The following is a 19,655-nucleotide window of genomic DNA, read 5'->3' on the forward strand; positions in this document are numbered from 1 at the left end:
CTCACCGGGGCTGCCTGAGTCGCCAGACCAGGACGGCCCCGCCCAGCAGCGCCAGGCCACCGGCACCGGCGGTGATCCCCACCCAGGGGAGCTGGCCCGGCGGGACGACCTCGGCCGGGCGCACCAGGGCCGAGACGCGGGCCAGCTGTCCGTTGCCGTAGTGCGACAGCGTGTACACGTTGCCGTGGCGGTCCGCCGCCACCCGCACGTTGGACTGGGGGCCGGTCCACAGGCCGTCGTGGAAGGCGTACGTGTCCTCGGCGGGGTCGACGACCAGGACGCCCTCGGACGCCACCAGGAAGAGGTGACCCTCCGGGCCGACGGCCAGGTCCCGGGGCTGACCGGACGGCAGGGCGGTCGCGGTCCCGAACGGCTCCTCGGCCAGGTCGGCACCGGCCTTCGCGTCCAGACCGACCACGACGGTCGCGCCGCCCTCGGCGTCGAGCCGGAGCACCTGACCCGTCCCGAGGTCGAGGCCGTAGAGCGTGCCGTCCGGGCCGCTCGCGATCGAGACCAGCTGCTCCGTGTCGGCGAGGGGGACGGGCTCGGCCAGGCCCTCTGGCGTGACCCGGTAGAGCACCTTCCGCGCCGCGGCACCGCCGTGGGGTTCCAGGTGGACCAGGACGTAGACGGAGCCGTCCGGCCCCGCCGCCAGGTCGTGCACGCCGGTGCCGAGGTCGAGGCTGAGCGCAGGGACCGCCTCCCGGGGCTCCCGCAGCGGCCCGCCGCCGGCCACCAGCACGTCACGACCGTCCGGCAGGACCCGGCTCACCGTGCGTCCGTCGGAGACGTACATCGCGTCGCCGGAGGTGAGGCGGCTCCCGGCGAACGAGCCGAACCGGCTGACCGACTCACCGACCGCCCACGTCCCCGCCGGACCGGTGACCAGCGGTGTCCCGTCCGGCCCGAGGGCCAGGTCCTGCAACCCCAGCAGCGCCGCGTCCGTGGCCGGACCCTGTCCGCCAGGGACGTCGTCCGGGGCGGTCTCGACGACCAGCTCCAGTGCCCCCTCTCCGGTCAGCCGGTAGACCCGCTCCGGCACCGTCGTGGCGATGACCAGCTGACCGTCCGGGTCGAGCGCCAGCGAGAGCGGCTCGCCGATCGGCGTCTCCACCGCAGGGCCGCCGGTGGCCTGCTCGTCGGGGAGCCGGCCGTTGCCGGCGACCGTCGTGACGGTGCCGTCCGGAGCGAGCCGCCGGACCCGCGCGTTGTAGGTGTCGGCGACGTAGAGCTCGTCGTCGGGGCCCACGAGCAACCCGACCGGCGTGTTCAGCTCGGCCTCGGCACCGGGGCCGCCGTCCCCGCCGAACCCGCCCTCGTCCAGCCCGTGATAGCTGTCACCCAGCACGGTCGTCAGGGTGCCGTCCGGAGCGATCCGCCGCACGTGCGGCATACCGCTCTCGGTCAGATAGACGTTGCCCCTGCTGTCCACCGCCACGTCCGCCGGCTCCGACAGGCTCGCCTCGGTCGCCGGGTGCCCGTCGGCCTCGTCGGCCCAGCGCTCGCCGCCCCCGGCGATCGTCTCCAGGGAGCCGTCCGGCGCGACGCGGTGCACCAGGACCCCGTCGGCGACATAGACCGTCCCCTCCCGGTCGGTGGCGATCCCACGGATCAGCTCGAACGACTCGGCCGGTGTCTGGCCCCCGCCGGCGACCCGGGTCATCGTCCCGTCGTCGTGCAGCTCCCAGAGGCGGTCCGGCTCGGCGATCAGCAGCGTCCCGTCCGGGGTGGTCGCAAGATCCTGTATGCCGTCCAGCACGTACTCGTCGGCGCTCACCGTGTCGGGGGTCGGGGTGTCCTCTGCCGCGCCGTCCGGCCTCGGCCAGACCCCGGCGAGGACCGACGTGGTGCCGTCGGCCTCCACCCGGCGCACGGTCGCCGTGGCCGGGTCCCCGAACACGACGGCACCGTCGCCCTGCACCGCCACACCGGACTGGACCGGGTAGAAGTACTGCTGCGCGAGCGGGCGCTCGGCGGGCTCGGTGTCGGCGCCGGCCAGGTGCCGGACCTCCCCGGCCGCTGCCGCCGCGAACGGGTCGGCCGTGGTCGGGGCCTCCCCGGAGACCTCGGTCGCCGGGCGGCCGGTCAGCGAGAGCCGCAGCACCAGCTCGCCGCGGGTGAACACGGCGTCGCCACCGGGCAGGACGTCGAGGCTGCTCACCTGACCGACGAAGCCCCGCACGGTGGAGATGCGCCCGTCCCCGTCGACGCGGCGGATCGCCGCGTTCGTGGCGTCACCGACGAGGACGTCACCGCCGGGGGTGACCGCCAGTCCCTGGAGCCGGTCGCCCAGCAGGGCGCCTCCTGCCGCACCACCGTCCCCGCTGTAGCCCACCTCGCCCGTGCCGGCGAGCACGTCGAGCGTCCCGTCTGGCAGGACGGCCATGACCCGGGCGTGCTGCTCCGCGGTGAAGAACAGCGTCCCGGCATAGGGCCCGCTGTCGGCCACGGCGAGCGTGCCGGGCCAGCCGATCGCGTAGTCGGTCGCGGGCCGGGTGCCGTCGGCGTCGTTGCGCTGCAGGTCGCCGCCACCGGCGACCACCCGCACGCGGCCGTCCGGGTCGACCGCGATGATCCGGGCGTCCCCACGCAGGTAGGCGTACACGGTGCCGTCCGCGGCGACCGCCACGTCGACGGCCTTGCTGACGGCGACGGACTCCCCGGGCACGCTCTCGCCGGGCGCGGGCAGCTCGCCGTCCCCGCCCCCGGCCAGGACCGTCGTCCCGCCGTCCGGGCTCACGCGCGTGATGTCCTCGTTCGCCCCGACGACGAGCGTGCCGTCGTCGGCGACGTCCGCGGAGAGCGGGGTGTTGCTGGGGCTGTAGGACCACCCCTCGACGTCCAGGTCGATGTCGTTCTCGGGCGAGCGCATCGCCCGCGCGACGGTGGTGATCGTGCCGTCGGGGTCCACGGCCCGGAGCCGCCGGTTGCCCCGGTCGGCGATGTAGACGGTGCCGTCCGGGGCCGCCGCGACCTGGAGCCGGTCGTTCAGCAGGGCGTCGGTCGCCGGGCCGCCGTCGCCGGAGTAGCCCGGGCCGCTGGGGCCGACCCGGCCCGCGAGCCGGGTCACCTCCCCGACGACCGGCTCGGTCGCCGCGGTGGTGTCCTCCGCAGTGGCAGTGGCACCGGGGGCGGTCTCCTCCGCCGTGGTGCCCTCCGAGGTGGCCTCCGCCGTGGTGTCCGCCGTCACCGGAGCGGTGGTCAGTCCGGCGAGGGACACCACCACTGCCGCTGCGGCGGACAGGAGCAGGGCGTGGCGCGGGCGCGGTCGGTCGGTGTCAGTTGTCAGCACGCTGCGAGGTTAGGAAGCCCCGCTTTCATTCCACTGTCAGAGCGCCCGACCGCCCGGGCGCGGGTTCACGGTGCCAGGGGAGGGTGCGAGTTGAGGCGGACCAGGTCGGGTGTCAGGTCGCCCACGGTGGAGCAGCCGAGCAGCGACATCGTGCGCCGGAGCTCGTCCCGGAAGATCTGGATGGTCTTCTCGACCCCGGCCTGCCCGCCGGCCATGAGGCCGTAGAGGTAGGGCCGGCCGACGAGGCACGCCCGGGCCCCGAGCGCGACGGCGGCGGCCACGTCGGCGCCGCTGCGGACGCCGGAGTCCAAGAGGATGTCGAGCCGGTCCCCGACCGCCTCGGTCACCTGCGGCAGCAGCTCGAGCGGGACGGGGGAGCGGTCCAGCTGGCGGCCGCCGTGGGCCGACAGCACGATGCCGTCGGCACCGGCGTCGGCGGCCCGGACCGCGTCGTCGACCCGCTGCACGCCCTTGATGATCAACGGGCCGTCCCACATCTCCCGCAGCGTCTCCAGGTCGCGGTAGGAGATCGTCGGGTCGAAGGCGTTGTCGATGAAGGCCCCGTGCGCCTCGGGCTGGCCGGCCGGGATGGTGGCGAAGCCGAGCGGAGCAGTCGTCAGCAGGTTGGCCCACCAGGCCGGCCGGGCCGCGATGTCCACCAGGGCCCTCGGCGTGAGCCGCGGCGGGATCGAGAAGCCGTTGCGCACGTCCCGCAGCCGCTGACCGATGACCGCGGTGTCGACCGTGACGACGAGGGCACCGTAGCCGGCTGCCTTCGCACGCTGCACGAGCTCGCGGGTCAGTCCGCGGTCGCGCAGCACGTACAGCTGGAACCAGTGGTTGCCGCCCGCGCCACCGGCCGCGGCGACGTCCTCGATCGACACGGTGCCCATGGTGGTCAGCGCGAACGGGATGCCGGCGGCCCCCGCAGCCCGGGCCACGGCGGTCTCGCCCTCGTGCTGCACCAGCCGGCAGAAGCCGGTGGGGCCGAGCACCAGGGGCAGGGAGAGCTGCTGACCGAACAGCGAGGTGGAGGTGTCCACCCCGTCGACCCCGCCGAGCATCCGCGGGCGGAACTCCAGCCCCTCGAACGCGGCCCTGGCCCGGCGCTGGGTGATCTCGGCCTCCGCCCCGCCGTCCACGAACTCGAAGACGGGCCGGGGCACCCGGCGTGCGGCCGCCTCCCGCAGGTCCGTCACCGTGGCGGCGCGCTGCAGCCGGCGCCGTCCGGGGCGCACGTCGACCGGCTCGAGCTGCACCAGCGGCTTCAGCTCCGACCAGCGCGGCAGTCGTCGCCGCGGGCGGGCCGGGGCGCTGGCCGGGTGCTCTGCCGTCGGGTCGGCGTCGGGTCGGTCGAGGGACCGGGAGGCCGTCGTGGTCCTGAGGGCGCACATGGTGGTGGGGACTCCTCTGCGTGATCGAAGGGTCTGGGCATCCTCGCCCCTGCAGGTGGGGTCCCACAAGGCCGGTGTCCCACTCAGTGGACACCCGCCGGGTTACGGCTGGCGCAGGCGCCACGCGGTCAGCGCGATGACGACCGCGCCGCCCAGGATGGCGGCGCCGAGCCCCATCAACAGACCGGCGGCGGTGGTCGCGAGCGCCAGGGTGACGGCCAGGGTGATCGAGATCAGCAGGGCGTCGGCCTGCCACGCGAGGACCATCAGACCCGACAGGTCGCCGGCCGGCGAGGGCGCGGGCGTCAGCAGGATCAGGGGCAGCATCCCCTTGGCACTGTCATAGGCACGGACGACCACCAGGAGTATGCCGAGCAGCCCGGCCTCGAGGAGACCGGCGGCCTCCCAGCCGGCTCGCTGGGCGACGACGGCGCCGGCAACGGTCCCCGCCACCGCGAGGAGGACGGGGGTCAGCGCGTGCAGCCCGAACAGCTCCGCCGTGCCGTAACCGTAGAGCGCCGGCGCGGACCGGGTGTCGGCGGCGTGTCGGAAACCGTCCGTGACCGTGCCCAGCCCCGCGTAGGTCGCGACCGCGCCGACACCGGCCAGCAGCCACGCAGGCAGGGCCGTGCCGGCCACGGCCAGACCGGTCAGGAACCCGCCGACGCCGAGGAAGAACAGGCCGGTCAGCCCGCGCACGGGGGTCCGGAGGGCGCCGACCAGGTCGCGTACGGCATACCGGATCGGGGCCGGTGCCGTGGGGACGGCCCACCAGGCCCGGCCCAGACGGGGCCGGGCGCGGAACATCGCCAGGGCGGCGGCGAAGTCCCCGGTGTAGGCGGCCGTGCCGACGATCTCCCACCGGCCCGCCTGGTCCAGCAGGAGCGGGCCGCGGAGCCGGTTGAGCAGCCGGGGCACGGCGTCGAGGCAGACCAGGGTCACCAGGGCCAGGGGGAGCAGCGCCCACGGGGAGCCCTGCGCCGTCGGCGGCCACAGGTCGGCCACCCACCCCCAGGGGGTGACCACGGCCAGGGCCGGCGCCACGGCGGTCAGCGCCGTCGCGGCGAGCAGCGCGACGGGCAGCACCCAGCCGTGGCGCGGACCGATCCGCTGCCCGGCCAGCCAGGCGGTCGCGGTGACGGCCCCCAGGCAGGCGGAGCCCGCGACGAAGGCGACCGCACCGGCGACACCTGTCCCGCCCGCGCGCAGGAGCACGACGGCGGGCAGGGCCGCCGCGGCGGTGACGACGAGGGTCAGGCCGGCCGCGGAGGTGACGAAGGGGCGCGCCAGGGTGCGGGCGCGCGGCAGGTCGTTGCCCGCGAGGACGGTCACGAGGAACGGGGGCAGGTGCGCCGGTCCGCGGTGGGCGCCGAGCACGGCCGCGGCGGCGAGCAGGCAGCCGGCCGCGGCGGCCACCACGGAGTCGGAGCGGTCCGACCGCAGCGCCGCCAGGACCTCCGGCTCGGCCAGGACGGAGGCGATCCCGAGGACCAGCGGGACGACCACCATGGCCAGCAGGAGGACGACGACATAGGCCCAGAAGGCGGTGTCGGCCTGGGTGCGCCCCTCGGTGCGGTCGCGGTGGAGGCGGCGGACCGTGCCGATCCGGTCACTCGCGCTCAGCGGGACCGACACCGCCCACCTCCAGCACCTGGTTGGCGAGGCGCGTGACCAGCTCACCGCTGTGGCTGGCGAAGACGAGGGTGGTGCCGGCGCGGACGTGCTCCTCCAGCGCGCGGCCGACCAGCTCGAGGCGGTGCGGGTCCAGCCGCTGCTCGGGCTCGTCGACGAGCAGCAGGTTGAACGGACGGGCCAGGGTGAGGGCGAGGCAGAACAGCTGCACCTGCCCGGAGGACAGCTCGTGCGGGAACCGGCGCGCCAGCCGGGTCAGGTCGAAGCTGTCCAGCAGCGCCTCGGCCTGCTGCGCCGCGTGGTCCGAGGGGGTGCCCCAGGACGTCGCCACCAGGACCAGGTGCTCCCGGACGGTCAGGTCCCGGGCGAGTGGCGGCATACCGATCAGGGCCGCGACGCGGCGGCGGAACACCGGGTTGCGCTCCTCGATGCTCGCCCCGGCCACCGTCACCAGGCCGGCCGTCGGCCGGACGAGGCCGGCCAGGACCCGCAGGAGGGTGGTCTTGCCGGCGCCGTTGGGGCCGACGACGGCGAGGGCGGAGCCGGTCTCGAGCTGGAAGCTCACGGGGGGCAGGAGGATCTCGCCGCGCGCGATGGCGACGGTGACATCCTCGGCGACGATCACCGGACCCATGGTGCCAGAGGCCTCCAGGGCCGGGGTGCGGGGGAAATCACGGGACTACTGAAACACACGTCACACTGGTCACGGCTCAGGGGACCCGGTCCGGGTGTGGCACGGCGTGGCAGGTCGTCGGTCGTCACCGCCCGCGCAGCACGCGAAAGGCGCTCTCCCGGTCCGTGACCCGCAGTTTGCGCAGCACCGCGGACACGTGCACCCGCACCGTGGTGGTCGACAGGAACAGCTCGGTGGCCACCTCGTTGGTGGACCGTCCCGACGCGAGCAGCTCCATCACCTGGAGCTCGCGGTTGGTCAGCAGCGAGGCCGCCGCGCTGCGCCGGGGACGCGACGTGCGGAACTCCTGGACCACGCGGCTCACCAGCGCCGGCGCCAGGGCCGCCTCGCCGCGCAGCACGCCCTCCAGTGCCCCCGGCAGGTCGGCGGGGTCGGTGTCCTTGAGTAGGTAGCCGCTCGCCCCCGCCCGCAGCGAGTCGAACAGGTCCTCGTCCTCCTCGGACTGGGTGAGCATAACCACTGCCGTGTCCGGGTGGTCCGTGCTGATCCGGCGGGCGGCGGCGAGGCCATCACCGGGCATGTTGATGTCGAGCAGCGCCACCCGGGGGCCGTGCTGGGCGACCAGCTGCACCGCCTGCTCGGCGGTTGCCGCCTCGCCGAGCACCGTGCAGCCCCCTGCCTCCAGGGCCTCCCTCACCCGGGCGCGCAGGCGGGCGTGGTCGTCGGCGATGACCACCGTCAGCGGCTCTGCCGTCACCACGTCACCGTCACCACGTCACCCGTCACCACGTCACCCGTCACCACGTCACCCGTCACCACGTCACCGTCACCACACTGCCCTGTCCCGGCTGGGAGTCGACCTCCAGCGTGCCCGGGAGCGACTCGGCGCGCTCCCGCATCGTGAGCAGACCGTAGCCCCCGCCCCGGGTCTCCGGCCGCGCACTCGCGAAACCGCCCCCGTCGTCGCGCACCGACAGCACCCGTGCGTCCCCGTCCCGCCGCAGCGTGAGGTGCACGGTGCTCGCCGCGCCGTGGCGGGCCGCGTTGGTCAGCGCCTCCCGCGCGATGCGGGTCAGCGCGTGCACGTGGTCCGGCTCGGTCTCCACGGCCGGGTCCAGGTCGGCCTCGAGGGTCAGCCCGTGCCGGTCGGCCACCTCCCGGGCGGCGTGCTGGAGCACCTGTGCCAGCGGCTCGCTCTCCAGCCGGCGCAGGGCGTGCACGGCCGCCCGCGCCTCGTCCATGGCGCGGGTCGCGGCCTCCCTGATCTGGTCCGCAGCGGCGTGGTGTCCGCGGAGGTCGTGGGCGACCGAGCGGATATAGCTCAGCTCCTGCATCACGCCGTCGTGGATCTCCCTGGCCAGGCGGCGCCGGTCCTGCAGCACGGCCTCCGTGGCCAGGCCCGACCAGTACTGGCGCACCTCGCGCAGCGCCCCGATGAGCAGCACCCCGTGGAAGGCGGTGCGCAGCACGTCCCCGGCATAGAGCCAGTCGGTGTAGAGCGTCGGGTTCAGCGCGTAGTTGACCCGGGCGAAGGCCCCCAGGGCGCAGGCGGGCCCGAGCCAGCGCATCAGCTCGTCCCGGTCCCGTGCCGCCCGGGCGGTGAACCCCACGGACGCCAGCAGCAGGAGCACGGCCGTGACCAGGTGCAGCGCCGCCAGCAGCGGGTGCCCGGGGACCGGCTCGGTCTGTGAGCCCACCAGGGGAGGCAGGGTGTCGACGGCGGGCGGCAGTATGTCGCGGGCCAGCCAGAGCGTCGCGCTCACCAGGGCGGCGGTCACCCACGGCGCGACGGTCCAGGCGCGGGCGACGGGGTGTGTCGGGACGCGGGTCGCGCGGGGGAGGGCGGCCAGCGCCAGCAGGCAGGTGCCCATCACCCGCAGGGCAAGCGGCACCCAGGCGTCCAGCGTGCCGCGGGGGGCGTCCAGCAGGAGGGCGGTCACGGTGGACAGACCCAGGCCGGCGACCGCGAGCAGGACCAGCCCCTGCACCAGCAGCAGGTCCGAGAGCCGTCCGGCCCGCAGGTAGCGGCCCCAGAGCAGGTAGGCCGCCAGCAGCGCGATGCATGCGTCCGCGGTGTGCAGCACCAGGTGGGCCGTCCGGCTGGGCACGGCGACCACCACCCAGGGGACCGCGACGACCAGCAGGGTGAGGAGGAGCCCGAGCGCCCAACCGGCGGCGGTCAGGGCCACGTCGGTGCGAGCGTCGTGGGCCGCTCCGCCGGCCGCGCGCTGTCTGACGCTGCTGCCCATGGTCGGCGACCCTAGTCCAGCCGGACCGGAGGGACGCGGCCAGCCGGTGGCCCCTGATCTGAACGGTGCGTTCAGAAAGTTGAACGGTCCAGATCCTTACCTTTTCTTTACTTTGTCTTTACGTTAGGCAGGACTCGGATCACCGTGGACCCGAGCACCGACGGAAGGTCACGAGCAAGCGATGAATACTCCCTCCACGGGTCGCCGGGCGGCCCTTGTCTCCCTGATGGTGGTCGGCCTGCTGGGATCGGCCGGCCAGGTCGCCAGCGCTTCCGACAACGGACGCACTCCCGGCATCTGCAACGGCGTCGTGAACCAGCTCGCCCACCGCGGCAACGCCCAGACCAACCTGCTCAAGGCAGCGACCAAGCGCAACGCGGAGGTGATCGCCGACCTGCAGGCACAGCGGGCGGCCCTGGAGGCTCAGGCCGACACCCTGACCGGCGAGATCGCCGCGGCGGACGCCGCGATCGCGGACCTCGACGCGGAGTTCGCGGCGCTGCAGGAGCAGGAGGCCCAGCTCCTGGAGCAGCAGGCCCAGCTGGAGGCCGACCTCACCGCGGCCCAGGGAGAGGCAGCCGCCGCCGAGGAGACGCTCGCGGGTCTCGGGGCGGAGCGCGCGCTCGTGGCCGCGGACCTCGAGATCGCCCAGGGTGACCTGGCCACGGCACAGGGTGCCCGGGACGTCCTCGTGGGCGAGCGCGACGAGGCCCGGGCTGCCCTGCAGGCCACGGAGGCCGAGCTGCAGCAGGCCGGCGCCCTGCTGGTGCAGCTGCAGGACGAGGCCCAGCGGGCGGCCGACGCCCTCGCCGAGGGGGAGCGTGCGCTCGCCACCGCGCGGACCGAGCTCGTGGGTCTGCAGGACGCCGAGGTCGCTGCCCAGGACGCGGTGACCGGCGCCGAGGCGGCCGTCGCCGAGGCCGAGACCCATCTGGCTGCGCTCGTGGCCGACCAGGGCGCGGCGCAGGAGAAGGTCGATGCCGCACAGGCAGTCCTCGAGGGTGCGGTCGCGGAGCTGACCGCCGCACAGGAGGCCGCCACGGCGGCTGCCGACGCGGTGGTCGCGGCCCAGGCCGCGGTCGGTGACGCCCAGGCAGCGCTGGAGAGCCTGCAGGGGGAGGCGGCGCGGGCCGAGCAGGCCGTCCGGGACCAGGCCGCAGCGATCGCGGTCGCCGAGGGCGAGCTGGCCGGGCTGCAGTCCGACGCGGCCGACGCGCAGGCCCTGGTCGACGCGAACGCGCAGGCGGTCGCCGACCTGGAGTCGGAGATCGCGGACCTCGTCACAGCTCAGGACGAGGTGGACGCCCAGATCGACACGACGGCGGCCGACCTCGCCGCGGCCGAGCGGAGCCTGGCCGGGCTCCAGCAGCAGAAGGCGACGCTGGAGAGCCAGATCGCCGCCCTGACCACCCGCATCAACACCGAGTTCCCGCCGAACAGCAACAGCGCAGCGAAGCGTGCGCTGCAGGCCGAGCGCGACGCGAAGCAGGCGGAGCTCAACGCCGTGAACGGCTCGATCGCGGACAAGGACGCCGAGATCAGCGGGCTCCAGGGCGACCTCGCCGCGCTGCAGGGACAGGCGGACGCGCTCAGCGGGCAGCTGGCCGCGAAGCAGGCCGAGAGCAGCGGGCTGCAGCGTGCTGGCGTGGTGCTGCAGGACGAGCTCGTTGCTGCCCAGACGGCGGCGCAGGCCAAGGCCGCCGAGGTCGCCGGCCTGCGGGATCAGGTGCCGGTCCTCGAGGCCGCCCGGGACGCAGCAACGTCGGCCGTGACCGACCAGCAGCAGGTCCTGGGCGGGCTCGAGGGTGACCTGGCGACCGCCGAGACCGCCGCCGCGGAGGCGAGCGCCCGCGTCACCGCCCAGGAGGGCGTGGTCGCAGGAGCCGAGGCCGACCTGCAGAGCGCCACCGGTGACCTGACCGCTGCCACCGAGGCGGTGCGGGACCAGCAGCTCGTGCTCGACGGGCTGCGCGCCGACCTCGTCACCGCGGAGGCCGCCCTGGAGTCAGCCCAGCAGGCTGTGACGGACAAGCAGGCCGAGGTCACCGACCTGCAGGACCAGCTCCCCGGGCTGCAGCTGGCCGTGGCCACCGCGCAGGCAGCCGTGAACACGCAGCAGGCCGAGGTCATCACGCTGGAGGGTGAGGTGACCCGGCTCAGCGACGGGCTCTCGGTGCTGAACGACCAGATCGCGGCCAAGGAGGCCGAGATCCTGGCCCTGCAGCAGCGGGTGACCCCGTTGCTGGAGCGTCTCGCCCAGCTCGACGCCGAGGCCGCGGCCGAGCAGGCACGGCTCACCGAGCTGCAGCTGACCATCCAGTCCCTGGACGGCCAGCTGACCCAGGCGCAGAACACGCTGCGCGACCTAGAGGCGCAGAAGAAGCGCAACCAGGCGGCCATCAGGGCGCAGCAGGCGGTCGTGCTGGACCTGCAGACCCGGCTCGGTGACGTGCAGGCCCAGATCGCCACGATCGACGGCACGATCGCCCTCGGCGGTTGCGCCGTCAGCTGACCCCAGGCCACTCCCTCCAGGAGTGGCAGCCCCCTGAGGGTTCCGCGCACGGCACCCCCCACCGCCTTCCCCGGCGGCCGTGCGCGGAACCCTCCTCCCAGCACACGACAAGCCCGATTCCGGTCTTATCCACCCGAGGAGCACCTGACATGAAGCGTGAGATCGTGAGCGGCATCCTGAGCCTGTCGCTGGTCGCCGGCGGGGCGCTGGCCGGCGTGGCCGTGGCCGGCTCCACCGGCGCCGCGAAGGACGGCGGCAGTGAGCGAGAGAGCACCCGGTCGGCCCTCAAGACCGCGGGCTCCTCGCCCCACGAGGTCGTCTCCGAGGACGGCGTCAACCGGGTCTTCGGAGGCAACCGCTATGAGACCGCTGCTGCGGTCGCGCAGGCCTACGGCTGGGACGGCACCAACACGATTGCCGTGTACATCGCGAGCGGCGAGACCTACCCGGATGCCCTCGGGATCGGCCTGAGCCACTGGGGCGACGGGCCGTTGCTGTTCGTGACGAGGTCTACGATCCCCTCTGCGACGCAGAAGGAGCTGGCGAGGCTCCAACCGTGCTTCATCGACGTGCAGGGTGGCGTCGGCGCGATCAGTGACACCGTCTTCGACCAGCTGAAGGAGTTCGCCGACCCCTCGCTCTGCGAGGCGCTCCCCGAACAGCCCTGACGGCACACCACCAGCGCCCAGCTCGAGACGGCGGTCACGAGCAGCCGGGACGGGACAGACCGTCCTGACGACGACCTCCTGTGCCCGGAACCCTCGTCCGGGCGGAGACGTTGGAACCGCATGGGATTCCTCGACAGACTTCTCGGACGTGACAAGGGCGGGCAGCAGCCCACCGGCCAGTGGGGGCAGCAGCCGCCTGCACAGCCGGAGCCGTATCCGCAGGAACCGAGCCAGCCGACCGCCTACCCGGGGTCGCCGACTCCCCAGGAGCGGGCCCGGCCTGCCAGCGAGGACGAGCGGGCCATCGCGCGCTACCGCTACCTGCTGCGCACCGCGCCGCCGGAGCAGGTCGAGCAGATGCATGCGGAGGCCTTCGCGCGGTTGACCCCGGAGCAGCGCCAGCAGGTCCTGCAGACCCTCAGCACCGACCTCCCGCCCGAGGAGCGTCCGCAGGGTGACGACCCACAGGCGATGGCACGCGCGGCGACCCGGGCGGAGATGCGGCAGCCGGGGACGCTCCAGCGCTCCTTCGCCGGGCCAGGGTTCGGATCGGTGCTCGGTGGCTCGCTGCTGGGCACGATCGCCGGCGTCGTGGTCGGCTCCGTCATCGCCCAGAGCCTGCTCGGCGGCTACGAGCAGTCGCCCGAGGCGGCCGAGGCGGGTGAGGCCGGCGCCGAGGACGCCGGGGCCGAGAGTGGTGACGCGGCAGGCGGCGAGGCCGGAACCGGTGAGGCCGCAGCCGGTGACCCTGGAGCCGCAGACGCCGGTGCCGGCGGCGCCGACCAGGGAGGTGACCCGGGCGCGGACTTCGGCGGTGACCTGGGCGGCGACTTCGGTGGCGACTTCGGCGGGTTCGGCGACTTCTGATCCTGTCCGGTGCCTGGCTCGGCTCAGGACAGCCGCAGCCAGCGCCGCACGATCGAGCGGATGTAGTGGACACCACTGCGCGGGAAGAGCTTTGCGCTGAGGCGGATGTTCCACGGCAGCTTCGCCGACACCGCGTCGAGCACCCGCATGATGTCGGTGTGCATCGTGGAGTCGTCGGTGTCCGCGGTGCGCACGGTCGGCGCGTAGCGGGCGCGCTCCAGCGTCGCGGTGGCCCGGCCGAGGGCCTCGCCGGCCGGACGGTCCAGGCGCGCCTGCGTCTCGTAGTGGCTGCCCATCTCGCGCGGGCTCTTGTCCGGCGGCGGGTTGATGCCGTAGTCCTCCAGGGAGCGTTTGAGCAGCTCCCACTGTCCCTCGATCCGCTCCTGCGGCGTGGCGGCATGGCGCAGCACCGCCTCCCGGTGGCGGCGCCCGGCAACGGCGACGGCTGCCATGATGAGGGCGATCCCGATGACCACCAGCAGCGCGCGCACCAGGATCGGCCCGGCGTCGCGGAGCGCGTCGACGGTGGTGTCCCACCAGCCGTCCTCCTCGGCGGAGCCGGTCGGCTCCTGCGTCGGCACGCCCGTCGGGGTCGCCGACTCACCCAGGGTGGGGTCCGCCTCCGCGGTCGACGTGTCCAGCTGGGTGTAGGACGGCGGGGGACCGGTGCGCACACCGGGGGTCGGCTCGAAGCGGACCCAGCCCATCCCGTCGATCCACAGCTCCGGCCACGTGTGGGCCAGGGAGGCAATGATGGTATACGACCCGTTGGGCTGGCGCTCCCCGGGAAGGAAACCGAGCGCCATACGGGCCGGGATGCCCTGGTGACGGGCCATCATCACCATCGCCGTGGCGAACTGCACGCAGTAGCCCTGCTGCGTCACGAGGAAGTGCTCGATCGGCTGGCTGTCGCTGGGGCCGGGGGCCAGCTCCAGGGAGTAGGTGTAGAGCCCGCTGCGGAAGTGCTGCTGCAGCAGGGAGGCGACCTCCAGGTCGTTCGTCGCCTCGCCCACGATCTGGTCGCTGAGCTGGCCGTAGGTCTCCCGCCCGTTCGGTGAGGGCTGGAGGTACTGCTCGAACTGCTGCGGGTCGGCCTCGACGTCGCCGATGCCCTCGGGGAGGTCGGCGGCACCGTCCGGCGCGACGCGCACATAGGTCACGTCGTAGGTGTCCACGGGGTCGTTCACCCGCACGGCGGCGGTGGCCGGGTCCCAGCGCATCTCCGTGTCGGCGGTGACCTCGGCGACGGGACTCGGCACGGCCAGGCTGGGTGCACGCACGTTGTTGCTCAGCACCGACAGCTCGGCGCGCTCCCGGACCACGGCCTCGTCGACACCGGGCAGGGCGGTGCCCGGGTTGGGCGCCAGGCGCCCCTGCACGGCCTCGGTCGGGTCGTACTCGGGGGAGAGCCAGCGCTCGCCGTCGAAGACGTGGGACGCGGTGACCCGCAACGGCTCCTGCGGCATGGTCTGGGTGCGGTAGCGCAGCACCGGCTCGGTGGACTGGTTGTTGAGGTCGGCCGTGACATCCATCGTCTCGGTGAAGCTCACCTGCCCACCGGTGTCACCGACGGAGCGGCCGTCGGCGTTGCGCGCGAGCCCCTCGGCGAAGAAGGTCGGCGGCAGGTGCGGCAGCACGGAGGCGGCCACGAGCGCGCCCAGCACGGTGACGACGGCCAGGACCCGGGCCGTGCGCCGGTGCCCGGTCGGCCCGAACGATACGTCGTGCGAGCCCAGTGACTCCCGCCGGTCCGCCGAGCTCCAGCCGCTGACCAGGCGGTTGCCCTGCTGGGCGACCATGAGCAGCCAGGCCAGCCCGGCGGCGGCGAAGAACCACGGCTGCATCGCTTCGCCGCTGTTGGACACCGAGACCAGGAAGGCGGCGGCCAGCGGTATGCCGGCAGTCGCCGGAGCGCGGCCGGTCACCGCGATCGAGTCGACCGAGATCGCGGTGAGGGTCAGGACCGCGACGATGAGGAACTCGACGCCCTCGTTGGTCGGTGCCGGAGCGGCATACGTCTGCAGGGTGCGCCCGGCCAGCCGCAGCAGCTCGGTCATCCGGTCCAGCGTGTCGGACCAGGGCAGGATGCCGTAGGCGAGCGTGTCCCCGAGGTAGCGCCAGAGCAGCACGGCGCCGGCCAGGAAGGCCTGCCCGAGCACGACCACCGTCGGGTCGAGGTCCAGGCTGCGCAGCACCGACCCGACCCCCGCGACGAGCAGCACCATCAGGATGGCTGGGCCGATCCAGCCGCCGCCCTCGAGCAGCTTGCTCAGCGGCCACGCCACCGCCAGGGTGGCCACGGCCGCCAGTGCCGCCTCGGGCCACATGCCGCGATCCAGGTTGAAGCTCATGCGAGCACCCCCGTGCGGCGGGTGGCGCGCAGCTGCTCCCAGGCGCCGGGGACCGAGTGCTCGGGGCCGACCAGCACGGTCTGCCAGCCGGCCTGGGTGAGCAGCGCGGTGTGGGCGCCGGCGGTGGCGCGGTCCCGGTCATTGGAGCCCCCGCCGGTGAAGGCCGCCGGGTCGAGCACCATCGCCATCGCGGCCGACCCCGGCTCGCGCACGGCGGCCAGGTTGCGCAGCTCGGCCTCGTCGTGGGCGACGACGACCGAGATGAGCAGCACGCCGCCGGAGGTGAAGCTGTGGGCGGCGGCCGCGAGCGGCTCCATGCTCGAGTCCTGGTCGGGGTGGGCCCGGGCCAGGACGGCCAGTGCCTCGTCGAGGCCGATCTGCACGCTCGCGGACCCGTCCTCGACGGTGCGGTGGGTCAGCAGGTGGATGACGAACCCGTCCTTGATCAGGTGGCGGGCGAGCGAGGCGACGGCGCTGACCGCCCACTCGAAGGAGGCCTGGTAGCCGGAGCCGGGATAGGCCCGGGACCGGCAGTCCAGCAGCAGCACCGCCCGGCGCCGGGCGGGCCGGTCCTCCTGGCGGACCATGATCTCGCCGCGGTGCGCGGTGGCCGGCCAGTGCACGCGGCGCAGCTCGTCACCGTCGCGGTACTGGCGGATCGACACGTCGTCCTCGCCGTGCAGGGAGACCATCTGCGGCAGCTCGCCCTCGGTGCCACGGCCCTGCCCGGCCACGCGGCGCTGGCCCAGGTCCCAGACGTGCGGCAGGACCAGCAGTTCCACGGTCGCGGGCAGCTGCAGCGCGACGTGGGTCAGGCCGAACGGGTCGCGCCGGCGCAGCGTGATCGGCCCCACCGGGAACGCGCCGCGGTGGCGGCTGCGCACCGTGTAGTGCAGCCGCCGCCCCTCGCCCGACACCATCCGGGGGAGGAGGAAGCGTGGGCGGTCCCCGAGCGCGTAGTCGAACTGCTCCTCGGCGAGGAACAGCGGGGTGGGGCGCCGGCCGACGTTGGTGAACTCGACCTCCACCGTGCCCTGCTGGTCGGGGCTGAGCCGGGCGGGGGTGACCGTGCGGGTGACCCGCAGGGCCGGCAGGTTGGGCCGCACCAGCAGCAGAGCGAGCAGCGGCAGTATCACCAGCAGCAGCCCGATGCGGGTCACGTCGCGGTAGCCCAGCACGATCCCGGCCACGGCCACGACGGCCCCCAGACCCAGGAACATCTGTCCCCGACTCGTCAGCACCCCCGGGGCACGCACGGCACGCTCCTCAGCGGCGCCCGGACGGCACGGGGGTGCGCTGCAGGATGTCGTCGACCACGTCGCCCGTCGTCCGTCCCGTCAGCTGGGCCTCACCGGTGAGCATGAGGCGGTGGGTGAACACGGCCGGCGCGAGCGCCTGGACGTCCTCGGGCAGCACGTGGTCGCGGCCCGCCAGGGCCGCGTTGGCCCGGGCCGCCCCCAGCAGGTGCAGGCCCGCGCGGGGCGAGGCACCCAGCCGGAGCGACCCGTGACGCCGGGACGCCGTGACCAGAGCCACGACATACTCCCGGAGTGCCGGAGCCGTGTGCAGCCGGCGGACCGCCTGGATCTGTCGCTGCACGGTCTCGCCGTCGGTGACGGCCTGCAGGGCGCCGAGCGGGTCGTGGTCCCCGTGGCTCTCCAGCATGGCCAGCTCGGCGGCACCGGAGGGGTAGCCCATCGAGATGCGCGCCATGAACCGGTCGCGCTGTGCCTCGGGGAGGGGATAGGTGCCCTCCATCTCGATCGGGTTCTGGGTGGCCATCACCAGGAACGGGCCGGGCAGCGGATAGGTGGTGCCGTCGACGGTCACCTGCCGCTCGGCCATGCACTCCAGGAGCGCGGACTGCGTCTTGGGGGAGGCCCGGTTGATCTCGTCGCCCACGACGATGTTGGCGAAGATCGCGCCCTTGCGGAACTCGAAGGAGTGCGAGTTCTGGTTGAAGACGTTGACCCCGGTGATGTCGCTGGGCAGCAGGTCCGGGGTGAACTGGACGCGGCTCACGTCGCAGTCGATCGACTTGGCCAGCGCCTTGGCGAGCATCGTCTTGCCGACGCCCGGCACGTCCTCGACCAGCAGGTGCCCCTCGGCTAGCAGCACCGTGACCGCGGTGCGCACCACCTCGTCCTTGCCCTCGATCACCGTGCTGATCGCCCGGTGGATCTCGCTGGCGACCGACTGCACGGTGGCAAGGTCGGGTGCTGCGTCTGCGTTGACGGTCATATCCGGATCCTGCCTGAGTATCGAGGTGCGTTCACGGGTCTTCGGCAAGAGTACGTGGTCGGGGCCCCAGAAGGTTGCGCTGCCGACGCCGCCCCTCCCGACCGAGCGCATGGTGACGTGGCCTTTTCCCCGACCGAGCGCATGGAGACATGGCTCCTTGCTCGACCGAGCGCATGGTGACGTGGCCCTTTCCCCGACCGAGCGCATGGTGACGTGGCCCTTTCCCCGACCGAGCGCATGGAGACATGGCTCCTTGCTCGACCGAGCGCATGGTCCGGTGAGGCATGGGTTCTGGTCGGTGTGCCAGGCTCCTGTGGCCGATGAGTTCGGGACACCCGAGTGGTCTGCCCGGCGACAGTGATCACCAGGTCCGCGATGTGGGCGGGGGAGGAGACCGACGTGAACGACCGAGCTGCCACCTGGGAGGCCGTGCACCTGGAGCGTCGCCGGCTCGTCGAGGACCTGGAGGAAATCACCGAGGAGCAGTGGCGCACACCGTCGTTGTGCCCCGGCTGGTCGGTGCACGACGTCCTCGCCCACCTCATCGACTCGGCCACGACCTCGCGGTTGGGTTTCGTGCGCCAGATGGTGACGGCGCGCTTCGACTTCGATCGTGCGAACGCGCACGGAGTGGCTCGTCACCGGGCCGTCGACCCACGGACAACGCTGGCCGCCTTCTGCGCCGTCACCGACAGCACCCACACGCCGCCGGGTCCCCTGGAGACGCGCCTCGTCGAGGCCTACGTCCACGGCGAGGACATCCGCCGACCGCTGGGCATCCCGGCCGCCTACCCTCCCGAGCACGTGGCGGCCGCGCTGGCCTACACGGCGCGCACCGGCGCGGGTCTGGGAGGCGGCAGGGAGCGGGTCGCCGGTCTCCGGCTGAGCCCCTCGGACCTCGAGCAGGACCTCGGCGAAGGGCCGGTCGTCCGGGGCAGCGCGATCGCCCTGCTCCTGGCGGCCTCCGGGCGCCCCCTCGAGCCGGTGGAGCTCGCCGGCCCCGGCGCGAGCATCCTCGCTGCGCGGGGCTGACTGCCCGGTGCCCACGCCGCGCCACTCGTCGCCGAGCTGAGAGAGGGCGACCTCCACGGGGACGGGTGACTGAGTCGTGGGGTGACTCATTCACCCGTCTTTCACCCTCGACCGCCTGCGGGGCGTTCGTGGCTCCACCGGCGCCATTTCCCCACTTTCCCCCCACGGCGCTGACCTGCAAAGACGTGTGCGCGAAGTCACAAATCGCCCTTGTTTGGCGTTGACAGTGGAGCAAAGTGGAGTAGTGTGGGGCGCACAGGAGCGTCAGGGAGCCACAGCGGCACGGAAGGGGTGGTCACGGTGTTGCTACTCGGCACCTACTCGCCCCGGCTGGACGACAAGGGTCGGATGTTCCTGCCGGCCAAGTTCCGCGACAAGCTCGCTGGTGGCCTGGTGATGACCCGGGGGCAGGAGCGCTGCCTCTACGTCTACCCGATGGCCGAGTTCGAGAAGGTCGCCGAGCAGTGGCAGAACGGCCCCACCACCAACGCCGGAGTGCGCGCCTACCAGCGACTTCTCCTGTCCGGGGCCTCTGACGAGATCCCCGACAAGCAGGGGCGGGTGACCGTGCCGGCGATCCTGCGGGAGTACGCCGGGCTCACCCACGAGTGCACCGTCATCGGCTCCGGCAACCGGATCGAGATCTGGGACGCGCAGGCCTGGGAGGCCTACGTCGCCGAGCACGAGGACGGCTTCGCCAACCAGAGCGAGGAGGTGGTCCCGGGCCTGTGACGGCCCCTCCACTTCGCTCCACTCCACCTCACCCCACCCAGCCGCTCCACT

At 73.7% G+C, this 19,655-nt stretch carries 14 protein-coding genes; 5 read left to right on the forward strand and 9 right to left on the reverse strand.

The features are described from left to right. Position 1: 1 nt before the first annotated feature. The 6 genes from DA085_RS17840 to DA085_RS17865 all read right to left on the reverse strand — a co-directional run bounded on the left by DA085_RS17840 (position 2) and on the right by DA085_RS17865 (position 9,201). The gene (locus DA085_RS17840) at positions 2-3,292 is read right to left on the reverse strand and encodes an NHL repeat-containing protein (protein WP_109474348.1); all 3,291 of its coding nucleotides are present in this window, start codon (positions 3,290-3,292) and stop codon (positions 2-4) included. 65 nt (positions 3,293-3,357) lie between these two features. Continuing rightward, positions 3,358-4,686 (reverse strand): alpha-hydroxy acid oxidase, encoded by a 1,329-nt coding sequence (locus tag DA085_RS17845; protein WP_109474349.1) that lies wholly within the window; start codon positions 4,684-4,686, stop codon positions 3,358-3,360. Between the two features lie 102 nt (positions 4,687-4,788). After that, a complete protein-coding gene (locus tag DA085_RS17850) occupies positions 4,789-6,321 on the reverse strand; it encodes a hypothetical protein (RefSeq protein ID WP_109474350.1) in 1,533 nt (510 codons plus the stop codon). Beyond that, on the reverse strand, positions 6,296-6,952 hold the full coding sequence (locus DA085_RS17855; RefSeq protein WP_109474351.1) for an ABC transporter ATP-binding protein: 657 nt from the start codon (positions 6,950-6,952) through the stop codon (positions 6,296-6,298). Before DA085_RS17855 ends, DA085_RS17850 begins: the two co-directional genes overlap by 26 nt. 124 nt (positions 6,953-7,076) lie before the next feature. Beyond that, positions 7,077-7,709, reverse strand: coding sequence for a response regulator (locus tag DA085_RS17860; protein WP_237565594.1), 633 nt, complete (start codon positions 7,707-7,709; stop codon positions 7,077-7,079). Positions 7,710-7,764: 55 nt separating this feature from the next. Beyond that, a complete protein-coding gene (locus DA085_RS17865) occupies positions 7,765-9,201 on the reverse strand; it encodes a sensor histidine kinase (RefSeq protein ID WP_109474353.1) in 1,437 nt (478 codons plus the stop codon). Between the two features lie 181 nt (positions 9,202-9,382). Between DA085_RS17865 and DA085_RS17870 the strand changes: the two genes are divergently transcribed. The 3 genes from DA085_RS17870 (at position 9,383) to DA085_RS17880 (ending at position 13,248) form a co-directional block, all read left to right on the forward strand. After that, entirely contained in the window at positions 9,383-11,713 is a 2,331-nt protein-coding gene (locus tag DA085_RS17870; RefSeq protein WP_154402247.1) for a coiled-coil domain-containing protein, read from the forward strand. Positions 11,714-11,862: 149 nt separating this feature from the next. Continuing rightward, positions 11,863-12,381, forward strand: coding sequence for a cell wall-binding repeat-containing protein (locus DA085_RS17875; RefSeq protein WP_109474355.1), 519 nt, complete (start codon positions 11,863-11,865; stop codon positions 12,379-12,381). A gap of 120 nt (positions 12,382-12,501) precedes the next feature. Further along, a complete protein-coding gene (locus DA085_RS17880) occupies positions 12,502-13,248 on the forward strand; it encodes a hypothetical protein (protein WP_109474356.1) in 747 nt (248 codons plus the stop codon). 23 nt (positions 13,249-13,271) lie between these two features. Here the strand turns inward: DA085_RS17880 and DA085_RS17885 are convergent, their stop codons facing one another. The 3 genes from DA085_RS17885 to DA085_RS17895 are packed head-to-tail and all read right to left on the reverse strand — an operon-like array spanning position 13,272 to position 17,840. Then, complete coding sequence (locus DA085_RS17885) at positions 13,272-15,599, reverse strand: transglutaminase TgpA family protein (protein ID WP_109474357.1); 2,328 nt, start codon at positions 15,597-15,599, stop codon at positions 13,272-13,274. Beyond that, positions 15,596-16,855, reverse strand: coding sequence for a DUF58 domain-containing protein (locus tag DA085_RS17890; RefSeq protein WP_109474358.1), 1,260 nt, complete (start codon positions 16,853-16,855; stop codon positions 15,596-15,598). The genes DA085_RS17885 and DA085_RS17890 overlap by 4 nt, the downstream gene beginning before the upstream one ends. A gap of 10 nt (positions 16,856-16,865) precedes the next feature. Then, positions 16,866-17,840, reverse strand: coding sequence for an AAA family ATPase (locus DA085_RS17895; protein ID WP_109474359.1), 975 nt, complete (start codon positions 17,838-17,840; stop codon positions 16,866-16,868). Positions 17,841-18,239: 399 nt separating this feature from the next. Here DA085_RS17895 and DA085_RS17900 point away from each other — a divergent pair, with 399 nt between their 5' ends. After that, positions 18,240-18,872 carry a maleylpyruvate isomerase family mycothiol-dependent enzyme gene (locus DA085_RS17900; protein ID WP_109474404.1) on the forward strand — a complete coding sequence of 211 codons (633 nt, stop codon included), beginning with the start codon at positions 18,240-18,242 and terminating at the stop codon, positions 18,870-18,872. A 303-nt stretch (positions 18,873-19,175) separates the two neighbouring features. Then, positions 19,176-19,604, forward strand: a complete 429-nt coding sequence (gene mraZ, locus DA085_RS17905) for a division/cell wall cluster transcriptional repressor MraZ (RefSeq protein ID WP_109474405.1) — start codon at positions 19,176-19,178, stop codon at positions 19,602-19,604. The last annotated feature ends 51 nt before the right edge of the window (positions 19,605-19,655 follow it).

This window comes from Ornithinimicrobium cavernae (genome assembly GCF_003121625.1).
Taxonomy (GTDB): Bacteria; Actinomycetota; Actinomycetes; order Actinomycetales; family Dermatophilaceae; genus Ornithinicoccus; species Ornithinicoccus cavernae.